This window comes from Enhydrobacter aerosaccus (genome assembly GCF_900167455.1).
GTDB lineage: Bacteria > Pseudomonadota > Alphaproteobacteria > Reyranellales > Reyranellaceae > Reyranella > Reyranella aerosaccus.
Window position 1 is genome coordinate 646,599 of record NZ_FUWJ01000001.1, and the last position, 16,685, is coordinate 663,283.

The window sequence follows — 16,685 nt, forward strand, 5'->3', positions numbered from 1 at the left end:
TTCAAAGAACGTCGTGCGCGACCTTCGCCGTCAGAGCAGGCGATAGCCAGAGGTATGGCATTGGTCGAGCCCGCACTGGAGGATGACGGCCACGAAGTTCAAGGCGCACAGCAAGACGACATAGAACTCCAATCCACGCACCCATCGGTGCAGCACCGCGCCGCCGGCCCCTCCGGCGGTCCGCGGCGCGCCGAATAGCGCGAACCGGACGGCGAAGCCCAGCAGCAAGGCCAGCGCGATCACGACCGACCAGACCGGCATGTGCAGACCGAGCACGGCCGAGCCGACATAGGCGTGACCGGGACGCGGCACGATATCGAGCAGGGTCTGCCGGCCTGAGATCACCAGCAGCAACAGCGCGAAGACGAGGGCGAGACCGGAACCCCGTTCCGATCCCCGTTCCAATCCCCATTCCAATCCATGAGCGGACTCGCCCGCGTGCAACTGTTGGATGAGGCCGAAGCAGCAGCCGAACATGGCGACGCGTTGCAGCAGGCAGAGCGGACAGGGGATCTCCCCGAACGCAACCTGCAGCACCATCGCGGCCGTGAGCGTGCCTGCCAGGGCCAGCAGCATGAGCAGCAGGATCAGGCGATCCAGGACGATCGGGAGCGGCGAAGAGGTCATTGGCGCACGGTCAGCCGCGCCAGATCGGCAGGACGGTGCGTTCCCGCTCGACCTGCAGCCACGGCATGCGGAAGCCGTATTCCGGGCTGTAGATCTCCCAGAGGAAGAGTCCGACGCTGAGCGCAAGGCAGGCGAGGAGGCAGAAGACCGCGAGGCGTCCCCAACCGGCGACGTTCAGCAGGAAGGCCGCCGTCAGGGCCGCAAAGATGCCGGCCATCATCGGTCCGGACTCGTCGATCGGGCGCGTGTCATCCCGGACAACTTTGCGCAAGTTCCCGACTCGCCGCAAGATGTCGATCACGGAACGGACATCTCTCTTTATATCGAGCGGTCTGTAGCGGGGGAGAGGGCGGCTATGGCTTCTGGATTTCGGCTGAACAAGTATCTGGCGCGCATCGGCTATGCCGGCACGGTGGCGGCCGACTTCACAACGCTTGCGGCGATCCATGCTGCCCATGTCGATGCAATTCCCTTCGAAGGGCTCGATCCGCTGCTGCGCCGTCCCGTGAAGCTCGATCTCGAGACGCTGCAGGACAAGCTCGTCGATGGTCGGCGCGGCGGTTACTGCTTCGAACAGAACGCGCTGTTCAAGGCGGCGCTGGAGGCGATCGGCTTTGCCGTGACAGGGCTGGCGGGCCGCGTGCGCTGGATGTCGCCGCCCGACAGTCCGCTCGGGCCGCGCGAGCACATGCTGCTCAAGGTGGACCTGCCGGAAGGATCGTATCTCGCCGATGTCGGCTTCGGTGCCTGCCTGCTCGATACGCCCCTGCAGCTCAGGACCGACATCGAGCAGCGCACGGCGATGGGCACCTTCCGGTTGAGCGAAGCGGAGGGACTCTATTGGCTGAGCGCCAGGCAACCCGATGGCTGGCGGGTCAAATATGCCTTCGATCTCCAGCCGCAGATCCAGGCCGACTACGAACTGGGCAACTGGTACACTTCCACCAGCCCGCTCGTGCCCTTTGGCAGCGTGCTGATCATGGAACGTCTTGCGCGTGACAAGCGCTACAAGCTCATCAATCGCCGCTTCGCCATCGAGGCGCGTGATGGCGAACTTGCCTCAGAACGCTTGCTCGACAGTCCAGAGGAACTGCGCCAGGTCCTGGAAGAGACCTTCAACATCGTCCCGCCGGTCCCGGCCGTGGAGGTCTTCGTGCGGCTGGGCGACTAGTCGCGGGTGCTCTCGTTCGACCGTATGAAAAGCCGGCGCGCGTCGCTGGTTTGCCGGCTAACGATCTGACGGCTTGGTGACGCCAAGCAATTCGATGTCTTCTTCGGTAACCACGGACTCCTGGCCATCGAGAGCGCGAACGCCGAACATCTTCATGCCATTCGCTTCTTCGGCCTGCACCACGATGACCCGCTCGTTGCTGTCGCGCAGATAGCCATATTGCGGGACCGGTATGGCCATGGGCTTGCCGACAGGTTGTGCAGGCTGGCCTGGGGCTTGGACCGCCGCGACGAAGACGGCGTCGCCTTTTCTAAGGTCTGAGGCTGTGGCCGCCCGTCCCGATATGAAGCCGTGCGTCGGAAGCGCCGGCCAGTCATCCGCGGCCCAGGCGATGGAGATTGCCGCAAGAACAAAGCCGAGAGCGGAAACGGCGCGTACAGACATGCGGACGAACAAATAAATACAACTGGAACGTGTGTCCAGCTAAACTGCCGACGCTTGTTGCCTTTGCAGCGGTCGCAACGTCCGCGAGCGCTCTTCGTGACTAAGGCGGAACGACATTTGCCGAAGGCGGGTCTGCTGTTGTGTTCTGTGTGGCCAGAGAGAGTGTGAGCGCCTCGATTGCCCGTTCGACATCGAGCAGGGACGGATCGCCCTGGCCGTCGATACAGGCCAGGAAGTGGCGTAACTCGACTTCGTAGGGATTCCGGTTGGGCGTCGCGACCGGCTGGGAAGCGTCGGAGCCTTTGCTCATTGTGAATGTGCTGCGTGGATATCCACCTTCGAACATCGTCTCCAGTTCGAAGACGGCATCGTCGAAGCGGGCGCGAAAGCCGACCGTGAACGGTGTCTCGGGGGACCTCATGCCGCTGGCCGTGACGGTGGCGCAGCGTCCATCGCCGTAGCCGAGGCGTGCGACGACATCGCCGTCTATTTCTTCCGCGTTCAGGCGATCCGGCATGCCGAGCAGCCAGTTCACGACATCGAAATCGAAGGTCATCAGTTCAACGGCGGGATGGCCGTAGTGCGGCTTATGATGGGCCGATTCGGGCCGCAGATACGATCCTAGGCGCCATGTCGAGAGATCGAGAAGACGTCCGTGCTGGCCGCTCTCGACGGCCGTCTTGAGATGCTGGTAGGCACTCACCGATCGCATCAGGAGCCCAACCTGGAGAAGGCGATCGGCTCGGCGCGCGGCCGCCCGCATTGCAAGCGCTTCCTCCATCGCAGGGGTTAGCGGCGTTTCGCAGAAGATGTGCTTTCCGTGATCGAGGGCGGACAGGACGAAAGGACAATGCGCTGGCGTCGGCACGCATACGTCGATGGCATCGATGTCGGAAGTCTCGATCAGCCGTCTCGCATCCACCGTCGCGACGGCGTTGCCGGCAGTAGCGATCGCTTCCGCGCGTCCCGGCGTGGGCGAGAACACGGCCACGACCTTCGCGCCGGAACATCCTGCGTAGGCGGCCATGTGGGCGGAGGCCATCGCGCCGGCGCCGAGGATGCCGATCCGGATCATCATCGGCAGTGTTCCTGAATTTGCAGGTGAAGGCGAGAGGCTGGCGCCCGTTGGCGACCAGAATCGGTCGTTCGCAACGGGCGGCCTTAGGATGGCCGGCGATGACCTGTGTCGCGCGATCGATCCGGAGGCGCACCGGACCCTGTCGGGCGGCATGGGCCATTTATCGTCCATTTATTTAATGGGAATCCTCCCGATCCCCTCACGGAGACACTGTCATGTCCAAGTTCAAGAAAGGCCATCCCGGCGGTCCGGGTCGTCCGCGCGGTGGTCGCAACGCCGCCAACCGTCTGCTCGACCAGCTTGCTGCCGAGGGTGCCGAGGCGGTGGTCAGGAAGATGATCGAGACCGCCCTGGCGGGCGACGTGCGCGCCGCCGAAATGCTGCTGAAGCGCGCCTGGACGCAGCCGCGCGGGCGCACCGTCGAGTTCGATCTGCCACCCGTGACGGAAGCGGCCGATCTCGTGCCGGCTCACGCCGCTGTCGTCGCTGCGGTCGGCGCCGGCACCCTCACGCCCGAAGAGGGCTCGTCGCTGACGACCATCCTGGAAGCGCAGCGGCGTGCCATCGAGGTGGTGGCGCTGGAGCAGCGTGTGCAGGCGCTCGAAGCCGAGATGGCGCGGCCGCCGCAATGAGGAGGCTGGAGCGCCGCATCGCACGCCTCGAGCGGGCGCTGGTGATGCGGCGCCTGCTGGCGCGCCTGGCGCAGGCACAGCGCGCCCTGCAGGTGCTGGAGCGACAGCGGCGCGAGGCGGCCAAGGCAACGCCGCAGGTGCCACCACCACCACTGTCGCCGCCCGTTCGAGTGGTGGCGGAAAGCACATCGGCCGTCATGGAGGCTCCGGCGCACGCGCCGCCGGCGGAGCCGCAGCCTGTGCCGGCCTCCGACACGGCCATCGAGCCCGAGCGCAACGGGGAGGCGGTGGCGCCCGGACCGCCGCGAGCCTGGTTGCCGTTCGATAACGAGGATCCTCATATGGTCCGCGCCATCCGCTGGGTGCCGATGGACGAACGCTACGCGGGCGACGATCCACCGCGGAAGCCCGAGGACGAGGAGTACGATCCTTTCGCCGAGTTCGACGAGGACTAAAGCGCGATGACTTTTGCTTCGGCCGTCGCCCTGACGTTCGTAGCATGGCAGCGCATGCGTCCGGGCGACGGCTTGATTCCATGAAAAGTCATCGCGCTGTAGCGAACTGACGAAGCGACCAGCGTCACCCGTCAGGTGCAGGCGTTCTCCTTATCGTGCCGCGCGCGCTTTCGCCGTCTCGGCCTCGTCGACGACGCCTTTGGGCGACACGACGACGCCGTAATCCTTCAGCGCCGTCTCGACCGAGATCACGCCATCCAGCACGTCGTCCGAGACCTTGGCGGGATCGCGTTCCAGCGGGTTGCCGTAGCCGCCGCCGGCCGGCCCGTAGCAGATGAAATGGCCGCCCTTGGGGATGTTCATATGCGGGACTTTGGAGGGCAGGGCGCGGCTCGTGCCGTCGGTCACCAGGTCGAGCTTGGCGGGCATGCCTTCGCCACCGCCCAGGAACCCCCAGGGGCGATAGCGATGGCCTTCGCCCTCGACCGAGGCGCCGCCGTCGTCGAGGAAGGTGAATTCGCGTACCGAGCCCAAGCCGCCGCGCCACTTGCCGGCGCCGGCCACGTCCTCGCGCAGCTCGTAGCGCATCACGCGCAGCGGCAGGTGGGTCTCGATATCCTCGATCGGGTTGTTGCGGGTGTTGGCGTAGAGCGTGTCGACGGCATCCATGCCGTCCTTGCCCAGCCGGCCGCCATAGGAGCCCTCGAAGATCTCCATGTGCACCCAGTGCGTCTCGTTCTTCAGGCCGGAGAAGGCGATCACCTTGAGGTTGCCGATGCCGGCCGAGACGTTGCCCGGCATGGCCGCCGACAGCGCCTTCATGACCGTGTCGGCCAGCTGGTTGCCGGGGCAGAAGCGGGCGATGGTCGGCGCCGGGAAGGTCGGGTTCGCCAGGCATCCCTTAGGCGCGACGATGGTGATGGGACGGATCAGCCCGGCATTGACCGGGATATGGCCATGCACCTCGGTATCGAGCAGCACCGAGCGGATGGTGAGCCAGATCGCGATGTCGGCGGTGCCTTCGAGTGGCATGTTGATCGGCCGGTCCGGCACCTGCGGCGCCGTGCCGGTCAGATCGACGGTGAGGCTGTCGTCCTTCTTGGTGATGGTGACGACGATCGGCAGTTCCTTCTTCGCAGGATCGTCGCTGTCGAGATAGCCGTCGATCGCCGTCTCGGCGCGATAGACGCCGTCGGGGAGCTTGGCGATCGCTTGCCGCATCAGCCGCTCGGCATGATCCATCAAAGCGGTGCAGGCGAGGTCGAAGGTCTCGATGCCGTAGCGTTCCACCAGCTCGACCAGGCGCTCGGCGCCGATACGGGCGGCGGCGACCTGGGCATCCATGTCGCCGACCACGAGGTCGGAGGCGCGGATGTTGTCGCGCACGATCTGCCACACGGCCTCGTTGCGCACGCCGCGGTCATAGACCTTGATGGCCTTGAACTGCAGGCCTTCGGCATAGGCGTCGATGGCCTCGACGATGCCGCACGAGCCTGGCGACAGCGCCCCGATGTCGAGATGGTGAGCAGTCGTGGCGGCGAAGGCGATCAGGCGGCTGCCCACGAACACCGGCACCAGGAAGGCGACATCCGGCCCATGGCTGGCGCCGGAATAGGCGTCGTTGTGCATGATGACGTCGCCGGGCCGGATCGTGTCGCCGCGCTCCTTCAGGATGCGCAGCACGCCACGCACATAGCCCGGGATCGGACCCGACTGCAGCGGGGTCGATTGCGCCGATTCGGCCAATCCGCGTCCCTCGGCATCGACGAGCGCGGCGCCGAAATCCTCCGACTCGCGGATGATCGACGAGTAGCTCATGCGCATGAGCTTGTAGCCCATCTCGATGGCGATGTTCTCGAGCGCGCCCTGGATCACCGAGGTCGTGATCGGATCGATGCGGTCCGGCTTGGGCGAGGGCTGGCGGCGCGGAGCGGTGGTCATGCGAATTCTCCCTGTGGCCCATCCTTCGAGACGCGACCCTGCGCGTCGCTCCTCAGGATGAGGTCAAGACTGAACGACCGAAGAGCCCTCACCCTGAGGAGGCGCACAGCGCCGTCTCGAAGGGTGGGCCGACGACGGATGGCGCTACGCATCCGACCGTCTCACGATCAGGTTGCCGGCAGTGTCGGCTTCGACGCTGTGCTGCGGCAGCATCACAGTGGTCATGGTGTCGTGGTCCTCGTTTCATCTGCCTCCCCAGCTTCGCTGGGGAGATGGCCGAAGGCCGGAGGGGTCCGAAGCCGCGGATTGGGGTGGGTGCCTATGACCCCGCCGCCCTGCGGGCACCTCCCCACGCGCGGCGTGGGGAGGAGGAGTGAGACCTTACGCATCCGCCGGCCTCACGATCAGGTTGCCGACAGTGTCGGCTTCGACGCTGTGCTGCGGCAGCATCACAGTGGTCATGATGTCGTGGTCCTCGTTTCATCTGCCTCCCCAGCTTCGCTGGGGAGGTGGCCGAAGGCCGGAGGGGTCCGAAGCCGCGGGTGGGGGTGGGTGCCTATGACCCCACCGCCCTGCGGGCACCTCCCCGCGGGTGGCGTGGGGAGGAGGAGTGAGACCTTACGCATCCGACCGTCTCACGATCAGGTTGCCGGCAGTGTCGGCTTCGAATGTGTGCTGCGGGGGGACCACGGTGGTGGTGTCCATCTGCAGGACGATGGCCGGGCCAGGGATGCGCTCGCCGACCGGCAGCAGGTCGCGGCGATAGAAGTCGGTCGGGTAGTCGGCGAGCTTGCCCTCGACGCGGAAGGTGCAGCTTCCCGAGCGTACGCGCGCCGCGTCGAGCGACTTCGCCGTGCCCGGTGTCGGCTTGGCGATCTCGGCGGCACTGGCAGCGCCCACCAGCCGCAGGTTCACGATCTCGATCGCCGAGTCGGCGAAGTGATGGCCGTACTCGCGGCGATGGATCTCGTGGAAGGCCTCGAAGGCGGTGGCCAGGGCCGCCGCGTCGAGCGTGCCGTCGGGGAAGGGGACGCGCAGCTCGTAGCCCTGGCCGACATAGCGCAGGTCGCCACGGCGCTCGAACGTGACCTTGGCGAGATCGATGCCGTCGGCGCTGAAGCGTGCCTCCAGCTCCTTCTGCATGGCTGCGAAGTCGGCATTGATGCGGGCGAGATCGACGGCGCCCGAGACCTGGAACGAGGTGCGAATGGCGTCGTAGCGCAGGTCGGAGATCAGCAGCCCTACCGCGGAGGTGATGCCCGGATGCGGTGGCACGATCACCTCGGGAATGCCCAGCATGTCCGCCACTTCCGCGCCGTGCAGCGGGCCCGCGCCGCCGAAGGCCACCAGCGCGTAGTCGCGCGGATCGATGCCCTTCTGAACCGTGCGAGAACGGATGGCGTTGGCCATGTTGGCGTTGATGAGCGTGATCACGCCTTCGGCCGTCTCGCGCTCGGACAATCCAACCTCGCGTGCCAGCTCGCCGATCACGCGCCGCGCCGCCACCTCGTCGAGCGACATGCCGCCGCCCAGGAAATTCTTGCTGTCGAGACGACCCAGCACGACGTTGGCGTCGGTGACGGTGGCGCGCGTGCCGCCACGGCCGTAGGCGGCGGGGCCGGGCACCGCACCGGCCGAGCGCGGTCCGACCTTGAAGGCGCCGGCCTGGTCGACATAGGCGATCGAGCCGCCACCGGCGCCGATCGTATGAACGTCGATCATCGGCACCAGCACCGGGAAGCCGGCGATCCAGGTGTCGCGGGCCGTCGCCTCGCCGAAGCCGCCTTCCGTGACGATCCCGATATCGGCCGAGGTGCCGCCGACATCGAAGGTGATGAGGTTGCGCTTGCCGGAGAGCGCGCCGGCCCAGTCGCCGCCGATCACGCCGGCCGCCGGACCGGACAGCAGGGTGAGCACGGGCCGGTCGGCGACCATGGCGGGTGTCGCCACGCCGCCATTGGAAGCCATGATGCGCAGATCGGCCTTGAAGCCCGATTGCTCGATCTCGGCTTCGAGCCGCGTCACGTAATTGCGCACCTTCGGTCCGACGAAAGCGTTCATCGCCGTTGTCGTGAAGCGCTCGAACTCGCGGAACTGCGGCGACACCGACGACGAGGTGGTGGCGAAGCAGCCCGGATATTCCTCGCGCACGATCTCCATGGCCCGCGCCTCGTGCGCCGGATCGAGATAGGAGAACAGGAAGCAGATGGCGATCGCCTCGACGCCGGCCTCCTTCAGTTCGCGCACGGCCTCGCGCACGCCCGCTTCGTCGAGCGGCTGCAGTTCCTCGCCCCTGGGCGGCACCAGCCGTTCCGTCACCGTCTTGCGATGGCGGCGCTTCACCAGCGGGCGGCTCTGCCAGGGGATGTCCTGCATGATCGAGTAATGCTGCGGCCGCTGGTGGCGGCCGATATGCAGGATGTCGCGGTAGCCGCCGGTCGTGATCATGCCGGTGACGGCGCCGTCATGCTCGAGGATGGCGTTGGTGGCGATGGTGGTGCCGTGGAACACCACGTCGATGGTCTCGCGCGGGATGCCGTACTTGTCGCACAACGCCATCAGGCCGGCGACGACGCCACGCGACGGGTCGTCGGGCGTGGTCGAGGTCTTGTGCACGCGAGTCTCGCCGGCCTCGGTATCGGCATAGACCAGATCCGTGAACGTCCCGCCCACATCCACGCCGATCAAACGCATCGTCCCGCTCCCTTATTCAGTCTCCCTCCCCATTCGGATGGGGAGGTGCCCCGTCATCGGGGCGGAGGGGTCATGAGCAACACGACTGCGCCCTGTGACCCCCTCCGGCCTTCGGCCACCTCCCCCGAAGCGGGGGAGGACTTTGAGCGAGCAAGACGTGGGCCAATCGCCCTGTCCATCCCCAGGTGCCGCAGAGCAATTTTACAGTTCTGGCACGGGGCTTGCTTTCGGACGGGCATGGCCACAAAGCCCGATATCGAACTCGTCGCCCTCACCAAGCGCTACGGCGAAACGCTCGCCGTCGATCGCATCAATCTGCGCATTCCCGCCGGCTCCTACTGCTGCCTGCTCGGGCCCTCGGGCTGCGGCAAGACGACGACGCTACGCATGATCGCGGGCCACGAGGAAGTGAGTGACGGCGATGTCATTCTCGGCGCGGAGAACATCACGCGCCTGCCGCCGGCGGCGCGCGGGACCGCGATGATGTTCCAGAGCTACGCGCTGTTTCCCCATCTCGATTGCACCGACAACGTCGCCTTCAGCCTCAAGATGCGCGGCGTCGACAAGGAAACGCGGCGTGGACGCGCGCTCGATCTGCTCAAGCGTGTGCAGATGGAGCCCTATGCCAAGCGCCTGCCGGCGCAACTGTCGGGCGGGCAGCAACAGCGTGTCGCCCTTGCCCGCGCCTTGATCACCGATCCGCAGGTGCTGCTGCTCGATGAACCCCTGTCGGCGCTCGATCCCTTCCTGCGCGTCAAGATGCGGGAAGAGCTGAAGAGCCTGCAGACGCGACTCGGCATCAGTTTCATTCATGTGACGCATAGCCAGGACGAGGCGATGGCGCTGGCCGATATCATCGTGGTGATGAACGGCGGCCGGATCGAGCAGGCGGCGGCACCGCGCGAGGTGTTCAACAAGCCGGCGTCCGCCTTCGTTGCCCGGTTCATCGGCGGTCATAATGTCCTTCCGGCGGCAGTGGCGCGGGCAAAAGGCGAGGGCGAGTTCGTCGCCATCCGCGCCGATCGCATCACGCTGCAGCCGGGGCCGGCGCCGGTCGATGCGACCTCGATCTCCGGCGTGACGCGCTCGGTCGAATATCTCGGTGCCACGGTGCAGGTCGGAATCGATGTGGCTGGGCTCGAGCCTCTGTCGGCCGTGGTCCCGGAGGCCCGCTTCGACGCCAATCCGGTCGCGCCCGGTCAGCCGGTGGTTCTGTCATGGACGCCCAAGGACGTGCACGTCCTCGGACGATAAAGGGAGGCGGCCCCGCGCCGTCAGGAAAGAAGGAGTGGAGAGATGGCTCGGAACAACAGCAATGGCGTCGGCCGCCGCAAGGTCCTGAAGGGGGCTGCGGGCCTGGCGGGCGCTGCGATCGGCAGCGGCATCGTCGGAGCGCCGACGATCTGGGCCCAGAACAACAAGAACATCGTGCTGCGCCAGTTCGGCACCGGCGTTTCGAACATGAACGAGATCGCCGAGAAGTGCAAAGCCGACACCGGCATCACGCTGCAGATGACCGCGCTCGACTCCGATGCCGTCGTGCAGCGCGCGATCACGCAGCCCAATTCCTACGATATCGCCGACATCGAATACTGGATCGTGAAGAAGGTCTATCCGGCCAACGTCCTGCAGGCGATGAACGTCAAGAAGATCAAGTACTTCGACCAGATCGTGCCGATCTTCACGTCAGGCAAGCTGACGCCCGACAGCGTCATCGCGCAGGGCACGGCGCCAAACACGGTAAGCTTCGTCGAAGGGGCGGGATCGACCAAGTTCGCCAAGGGCCAGACCGAGTGGTTCACCGCCATCCCGACGATCTACAACGCCGACACGCTCGGCATCCGGCCCGATCTCGTGGGCCGCAAGATCGATTCGTGGAAGGACATCCTCGATCCGAAGTTCAAGGGCAAGACCTCGATCCTGAACATTCCGTCGATCGGCATCATGGACGCGGCGATGATCTGCGAGGCCGCCGGCATCATGAAGTACGGCGACAAGGGCAACATGACCAAGCCCGAGATCGACAAGACGATCGACTTCCTGATCAAGACCAAGAAGGAAGGCCAGTTCCGCGCCTTCTGGAAGACCTTCGACGAGTCGGTGAACCTCATGACCTCGGGCGAGGTGGTGATCCAGTCGATGTGGTCGCCGGCGGTCACGGCGGTGCGGGCCAAGGGCGTGCCGTGCGTGTACCAGCCGCTCAAGGAAGGCTACCGCGCCTGGGGCGGCGGGCTGGCGCTCGCCAAGCACCTGTCGGGCCCGCAGCTCGACGCCGCCTACGAGTACATCAACTGGTATCTGTCGGGCTGGGCCGGCGCCTTCCTCAATCGCCAGGGCTACTACTCGGCGGTGCTCGATACCGCCAAGAAGTACATGACGGAAGACGAATGGGGCTTCTGGATGGAAGGCAAGCCGGCCAAGGGCGACATCAAGAGCCCGCAGGGCAAGGTGATCGAGAAGGCCGGCGCCGTGCGCGACGGCGGCTCCTTCTACGAGCGCATGGGCCATGTGGCCTGCTGGAACGCCGTGATGGATGAGGACCGCTACATGGTCCAGAAGTGGAATCAGTTCATCGCGGCTTGATGTCGTTTCTCACCTTCTCATGTTCCTCTCCCCCTTGGGGGAGAGGCTAGGTGAGGGGGAGAGATCAGTGCTTCCCCCTCACCCAACCTCTCCCCCTGGCGGGGGAGAGGGGGCATGAAACGAGATGAAACGCGCAGCTTACTGGGCCCCCTATCTGCAGGTTACGCCGCTGGCGCTGGTGTTCCTGGTGTTCCTGGTGATTCCCATCGCCACGATCGTGGTGGTGAGCTTCTTCGACTACAACACCACGCAGATCATTCCGGCCTTCCTGCGCCAGAACTACGAGGAGCTGCTGACCTCGCCGGTCACCTGGCAGACCTATCTCCAGACCATCGAGTTCGCCGCCATCACCTGGCTGATCACCTTCCTGATCGGCTTCACGATCGCCTATTTCCTCGCCTTCTACGTCCGGTCGACGACCTTGCAGACGGTGCTGTTCCTGGTCTGCACCATCCCGTTCTGGACCTCCAACGTCATCCGCATGATCTCGTGGATCCCGTTCCTGGGACGCAACGGACTCGCCAACATGACGCTGATGCAACTCGGGCTGATCCATGAGCCGCTCGAGTTCCTGCTCTACTCGAACTTCTCGGTCGTGCTGGTCTATGTGCACCTCTACACGCTGTTCATGGTGGTGCCGATCTTCAACTCGATGATGCGCATCGACCGCAGTCTGCTGGAAGCCGCGCTCGATGCCGGCGCGACGGGCTGGCAGACGCTGGTCAATGTCATCCTGCCGCTGTGCAAGCCCGGCATCGCCATCGGTTCGATCTTCGTCGTCACCATCGTCATGGGCGACTTCGTGACGGTGCGCATGATGAGCGGCGGCCTCAGCGCCTCGGTGGCGCTGATGATGGCCAATGCGATGTCGCTGCTGCAGTACCCTGCCGCCGCCGCCAATGCGGTGATCCTGCTGATCGTCGTGCTGATGATCGTGGCGGCGATGATGCGGCTGGTCGATATCCGCAAGGAGCTGTGACGTGACCCACGGCAAGCGCGGTCCCGTATTCTGGCTGCTGGCGGCGTTCTTCACGCTGTTCGTGCTGTTCCTCTATGGGCCGACCATCACCATCCTGATTCTGTCGTTCCAGGGGCCCGCGGGGCAGCTGACCTTTCCGATGAACGGCTTCTCGCTGCACTGGTTCGCGAACCTGTTCGAGCCGCAGATGGTGGGCGACTTCGGCGGTGCGCTACGGCGCTCGCTGATCCTCGGCGTCGCAGTGATGATCGTCACCGTGGTGTTCTCCTTCTCGGCCGGCCTGGCGTTCCGGCGTCGCTTCCTCGGCTCGAACCTGATCTTCTACCTGGCGATCGCCAGCCTGATCGTGCCGTCGATCCTGATCAGCCTCGGCATCGGCCTGCTGTTCCGCGTGCTGGAGATCGATCCGGCCTGGTACAGCTCCGCCTTCGGCGCCCATCTCACCTGGACCTTGCCGTTCGGCCTGCTGATCATGTTCGCGGTCTTCAATCGCTTCGATCGGCGCTACGAGGAGGCGGCGCGCGATCTCGGCGCCACGCCATGGCAGACCGTGCGGCATGTCATCATTCCGATCGTCGCGCCGAGCCTGATCGGCGTCGGGCTGTTTGGCTTCACCCTGTCCTATGACGAGTATGCGCGCAGCCTCTACACGGCCGGCAACTTCAACACCCTGCCCCTCGAGATCTACGGCATGACCACCAACGTCACGACGCCGGTGCTCTACGCGCTCGGCAGCGTGACCACGGGCCTGTCGTTCCTGGTCATCGCCATCGCGCTCGTTTCCTTCACCTGGATGCGGCGGCGCAGGGAGCGGCACGGCAGCGACGCCGGCAAGGCGGCATGACACGGCGGGCGGGGGTGCTGCGGCTGGCGACGGCCGGACCACAGGATACCGCGCCGCTGGCGGAGGCTATCGATCGCGGCGATATCGATCCCGCGACCGTCGTGGCCATCGTCGGCAAGACTGAAGGCAATGGCTGCGTCAACGATTTCACCCGCGGCTATGCCACGCTGGCGCTTAAGCTGCTGCTGGCCGAGCGATTGAGCTGCCCCTTGTCGGACATCGAGCGTCGCGTCGCGATCGTGATGTCGGGCGGCACCGAGGGCGGGCTGTCGCCGCACATGCTGGTTTTTTGTCGCGAGACAACGGGTGAAGCGGCCGCAGCGCCGCGGCTCGCCATCGGCATCGGCCTCACGCGCGCGTTCCGCCCCGAGGAGATCGGCCGCGCCGGACAGATCGAGGCCACCGCCGAGGCGGTGCGCGAGGCGATGGCCGATGCCGGCATCGCTTCGGCGGCCGACGTGCACTTCGTGCAGATCAAGTGTCCGCTGCTGACCAAGGAGCGCATCGAGGAGGCGGCGGGCCGGGGAGCCGTGACGACGACCGCCGACACCTATCATTCGATGGCCTTGTCGCGCGGCGCGTCGGCGCTGGGCGTCGCCCGCGCCCTCGGCGAGATCGACACCGCGCCGGAGGCCGCCGTCTGTCGCGACTGGTCGCTGTTCTCGCGCGTGGCCAGCGCGTCGGCCGGCGTCGAACTGCTGCGCAATGAAATCGTCGTGCTGGGCAACGCGCCAGGCTGGGGCGGCGACCTCGTGATCGATCACGACGTCATGACCGATGCCATCGACGCGCATGCCGTCCGGCGCACCCTGCAGCGCTTGGGGATCGGCGAGGACGGCATCGTTGCGGTCCTCGCCAAGGCGGAAGCCGCACCATCCGGCACTATCCGCGGCCGGCGTCACACCATGCTCGACGACAGCGATATCCATTCGACCCGCCATGCCCGCGCTCTGGTGGGCGGCGTTCTGGCCGGCGTGATCGGCGACACCATGCTCTACGTCTCCGGCGGCGCCGAGCACCAGGGCCCGGCCGGCGGCGGCCCGGTCGCGATCATCGGCCACGCCCGCGATGCCGGAAGGAGCCGTCAATCCGCGGCGTGACCGTCGTCGCGGTAGGCCCAGCAGGTTTCGGGGGGCAGGGTGAGGGCGATGTCACCGTTGGCGTGGTGGCGCGCGGCGGTGCCGAGTTCGAGCGCCTCGAGGCGCTGGCCGCCGAGGTCGAGATCGTAGACGGTCTGCATACCCTGGTAGCGGCACTCCAGGACGCGGCCGGAGAAGACGTTGCGGTCGCCGCGCTCGCCGAGCCGCACGTTCTCGGCCCGCAACGCGACGCGTGCCGTATCGCCAGCCGAGAGGGGCTGCGGCGTCCAGGCCTCGATACGCCCGGCAGCACCGAGATCGATCGTCGCCGTCTCGCCCGTGCGGCCCAACACCTTGCCCAGCAGCACGTTGGAGGCGCCGGTGAAGTTGGCGACGAAGGCATCCGCGGGCCGGTTGTAGATCTCGCCGGGTGGCGCCATCTGCAGCAGCTTGCCGTTGCGCATCACGCCGATGCGGTCCCCCAGAACGACGGCCTCGGTCTGATCGTGCGTGACATAGAGGCCGGTCATACCGGTCTGCTTCAGGATGCGGCGCAGTTCGTCGCGCAGATGGACGCGCAGCTTGGCATCGAGGTTCGACAGCGGCTCGTCGAGCAGCAGCAGTTGCGGGCGATAGACCAGGCTGCGGGCCAGCGCCACGCGCTGCATCTGCCCGCCGGACAGGGAGGTCACGGGACGTTCGGCATAGTCGCCGAGCCCGACCAGCTCGAGCGTCTCCCTGACCTTGGCGTTGATGTCGCCGTTCGCCTTGCGACGGTGCTTGAGCGGATAGGCCACGTTCTGCCGCACCGTCATGTGCGGCCACACGGCGTAGGACTGGAACACCATGCCGATGTCGCGTTCGCGCGGACTGACCAGCAGCCCGCGTTCCGGCTCCGACACCACGCGGCCGGCGATCGAGATGCGCCCGCCGGTCGGATGCTCGAGCCCCGCGACGCAGCGCAGGGTCGTGGTCTTGCCACAGCCCGACGGCCCCAGCAGCACGACGATCTCGCCGGCCGGCACGTCGAAGCTCACGCCGTCGACGGCCGGTCGGCCAGTACCGAACTTCTTGACCAGATCCTCGATGAGCAGCGCTGCACTCACTGGCGATACCCGTAGGTCTTGTTCCATTCGTCCAGCCACGCATCGCGCAGCTTCTCGAACTCGTCGAACTTCGGCACCCACACCTTGATGACCTTGGGGTCCCAGCCCTTGGGCAGCGCCGGCGGATCCTTCATGGAGGTGATGTTGCCGAGTTTCTCGATCTGGAACTTCTGGCCTTCCCGGGACAGGCGCCAGTTCATGAACAGCTTGGCGGCGTTGGGACTCCTGGAGGTCTTGGGAATGCCGTCGGAATAGGGCACGATCGGCACACCCTCGGGCGCGAAGATCGCCTCGGCCGGCGCGCCTTCGACGATCTTGGTGTAGATGATGTTGTAGAGCAGCGGCGCGATCGAGATCTCGCCGCGCACCAGCGCGTCCGAGGTCGGGGCGCCGGACGGATAGAGCGCGATGCCGAGCTCGGCCTGCTTCTTCCAGTAATCGTCGCCCAGCACCTGGCGCTCGAACATGACGCGGGTCCAGGTGGTGCCGCCCGATGGCCCCACCACCTGGCCGATCTGCTTGCCCTTGTATTCCGGCTTGGTGAGATCCATCCAGGTCTTGGGCGCGTTCTTCACAAGCTGCGTGTTGTAGGCGATACACCAGCCGAGCGTCGCGCCAGGCCATAGCTTGGGCGAGACCATGGCGTCGGGCCGGTAATCGACGGCATTGGGCGGCGCGTAATCCTGGAACAGATCGACCAGCTCCAGCATCAGCCCGCGGTCCGAATGGTTGATGACGTCGGCGGCGAGCTTGCCGGCTGCCGCCTCGGTCTTGATCCGCGTGATGAGCTGACCGCCCGGGGCCCGCACCATCGCCACCTTGATCTTGGGGAAGCGCTTGTTGAAGGCCTTGATGACCTCCTGCTCGACCTCGGCGAAGTTGGCCGTGTAGTAGGTGATCGCGCCTTCCTTCTCCGCCGCCGCGATCAACTCCTTGCCGCCGAAATCCTCGTCAGCGGCGCGTGCCGGCAAGGTCCAGCTTGCCGCCGCGCCGGCAAGGCCGGCCATCAGGGTTCTGCGCTTCATGATCCGTTCCCTCCTGCTTTCGATTTG

The 16,685-nt window shown here is 66.1% G+C and carries 16 protein-coding genes; 8 read left to right on the top strand and 8 right to left on the bottom strand.

Going from position 1 to position 16,685, the window contains the following annotated elements:
• Positions 1-30 precede the first annotated feature (30 nt).
• The gene (locus B5D62_RS03025; protein ID WP_085932329.1) at positions 31-627 is read right to left on the bottom strand and encodes a disulfide bond formation protein B; all 597 of its coding nucleotides are present in this window, start codon (positions 625-627) and stop codon (positions 31-33) included.
• Positions 628-637: 10 nt separating this feature from the next.
• Entirely contained in the window at positions 638-898 is a 261-nt protein-coding gene (locus B5D62_RS03030) for a hypothetical protein (protein WP_218190918.1), read from the bottom strand.
• An 84-nt stretch (positions 899-982) separates the two neighbouring features.
• Between B5D62_RS03030 and B5D62_RS03035 the strand changes: the two genes are divergently transcribed.
• Positions 983-1,798, top strand: a complete 816-nt coding sequence (locus B5D62_RS03035; protein ID WP_085932331.1) for an arylamine N-acetyltransferase family protein — start codon at positions 983-985, stop codon at positions 1,796-1,798.
• Positions 1,799-1,855: 57 nt separating this feature from the next.
• On the opposite strand, the gene B5D62_RS03040 is transcribed toward B5D62_RS03035, so the two are convergent.
• The gene (locus B5D62_RS03040) at positions 1,856-2,038 is read right to left on the bottom strand and encodes a hypothetical protein (RefSeq protein WP_085932332.1); all 183 of its coding nucleotides are present in this window, start codon (positions 2,036-2,038) and stop codon (positions 1,856-1,858) included.
• A 304-nt stretch (positions 2,039-2,342) separates the two neighbouring features.
• Positions 2,343-3,320 carry a Gfo/Idh/MocA family protein gene (locus tag B5D62_RS03045; RefSeq protein ID WP_170920760.1) on the bottom strand — a complete coding sequence of 326 codons (978 nt, stop codon included), beginning with the start codon at positions 3,318-3,320 and terminating at the stop codon, positions 2,343-2,345.
• A gap of 215 nt (positions 3,321-3,535) precedes the next feature.
• On the opposite strand from B5D62_RS03045, the gene B5D62_RS33260 reads away from it, so the two are divergent.
• Complete coding sequence (locus B5D62_RS33260; protein WP_085932334.1) at positions 3,536-3,952, top strand: DUF5681 domain-containing protein; 417 nt, start codon at positions 3,536-3,538, stop codon at positions 3,950-3,952.
• The gene (locus tag B5D62_RS33265; RefSeq protein ID WP_170920761.1) at positions 3,949-4,407 is read left to right on the top strand and encodes a hypothetical protein; all 459 of its coding nucleotides are present in this window, start codon (positions 3,949-3,951) and stop codon (positions 4,405-4,407) included. The genes B5D62_RS33260 and B5D62_RS33265 overlap by 4 nt, the downstream gene beginning before the upstream one ends.
• Positions 4,408-4,557: 150 nt before the next feature.
• On the opposite strand, the gene B5D62_RS03060 is transcribed toward B5D62_RS33265, so the two are convergent.
• Both B5D62_RS03060 and B5D62_RS03065 read right to left on the bottom strand, forming a co-directional pair.
• The gene (locus B5D62_RS03060) at positions 4,558-6,348 is read right to left on the bottom strand and encodes a hydantoinase B/oxoprolinase family protein (protein WP_085932336.1); all 1,791 of its coding nucleotides are present in this window, start codon (positions 6,346-6,348) and stop codon (positions 4,558-4,560) included.
• A 618-nt stretch (positions 6,349-6,966) separates the two neighbouring features.
• Positions 6,967-9,042: a hydantoinase/oxoprolinase family protein gene (locus B5D62_RS03065; RefSeq protein WP_085932337.1), complete on the bottom strand. Its 2,076-nt coding sequence runs from the start codon at positions 9,040-9,042 to the stop codon at positions 6,967-6,969.
• A 237-nt stretch (positions 9,043-9,279) separates the two neighbouring features.
• Between B5D62_RS03065 and B5D62_RS03070 the strand changes: the two genes are divergently transcribed.
• The 5 genes from B5D62_RS03070 to atzD all read left to right on the top strand — a co-directional run bounded on the left by B5D62_RS03070 (position 9,280) and on the right by atzD (position 14,548).
• The gene (locus B5D62_RS03070; protein ID WP_085932338.1) at positions 9,280-10,296 is read left to right on the top strand and encodes an ABC transporter ATP-binding protein; all 1,017 of its coding nucleotides are present in this window, start codon (positions 9,280-9,282) and stop codon (positions 10,294-10,296) included.
• A 42-nt stretch (positions 10,297-10,338) separates the two neighbouring features.
• Positions 10,339-11,625, top strand: coding sequence for an ABC transporter substrate-binding protein (locus B5D62_RS03075; protein ID WP_085932339.1), 1,287 nt, complete (start codon positions 10,339-10,341; stop codon positions 11,623-11,625).
• A 124-nt stretch (positions 11,626-11,749) separates the two neighbouring features.
• Entirely contained in the window at positions 11,750-12,604 is an 855-nt protein-coding gene (locus B5D62_RS03080; protein ID WP_085932340.1) for an ABC transporter permease, read from the top strand.
• A gap of 1 nt (position 12,605) precedes the next feature.
• The gene (locus tag B5D62_RS03085) at positions 12,606-13,448 is read left to right on the top strand and encodes an ABC transporter permease (protein ID WP_085932341.1); all 843 of its coding nucleotides are present in this window, start codon (positions 12,606-12,608) and stop codon (positions 13,446-13,448) included.
• Positions 13,445-14,548 carry a cyanuric acid amidohydrolase gene (gene atzD, locus B5D62_RS03090; RefSeq protein WP_085932342.1) on the top strand — a complete coding sequence of 368 codons (1,104 nt, stop codon included), beginning with the start codon at positions 13,445-13,447 and terminating at the stop codon, positions 14,546-14,548. Before B5D62_RS03085 ends, atzD begins: the two co-directional genes overlap by 4 nt.
• Here atzD and B5D62_RS03095 read toward each other — a convergent pair.
• Together B5D62_RS03095 and B5D62_RS03100 are read right to left on the bottom strand one after the other, a co-directional pair.
• Positions 14,533-15,633, bottom strand: coding sequence for an ABC transporter ATP-binding protein (locus B5D62_RS03095; RefSeq protein WP_085932343.1), 1,101 nt, complete (start codon positions 15,631-15,633; stop codon positions 14,533-14,535). The genes atzD and B5D62_RS03095 overlap by 16 nt on opposite strands.
• Positions 15,630-16,658 (bottom strand): extracellular solute-binding protein, encoded by a 1,029-nt coding sequence (locus B5D62_RS03100; RefSeq protein ID WP_218190919.1) that lies wholly within the window; start codon positions 16,656-16,658, stop codon positions 15,630-15,632. Before B5D62_RS03100 ends, B5D62_RS03095 begins: the two co-directional genes overlap by 4 nt.
• Positions 16,659-16,685 lie beyond the last annotated feature (27 nt).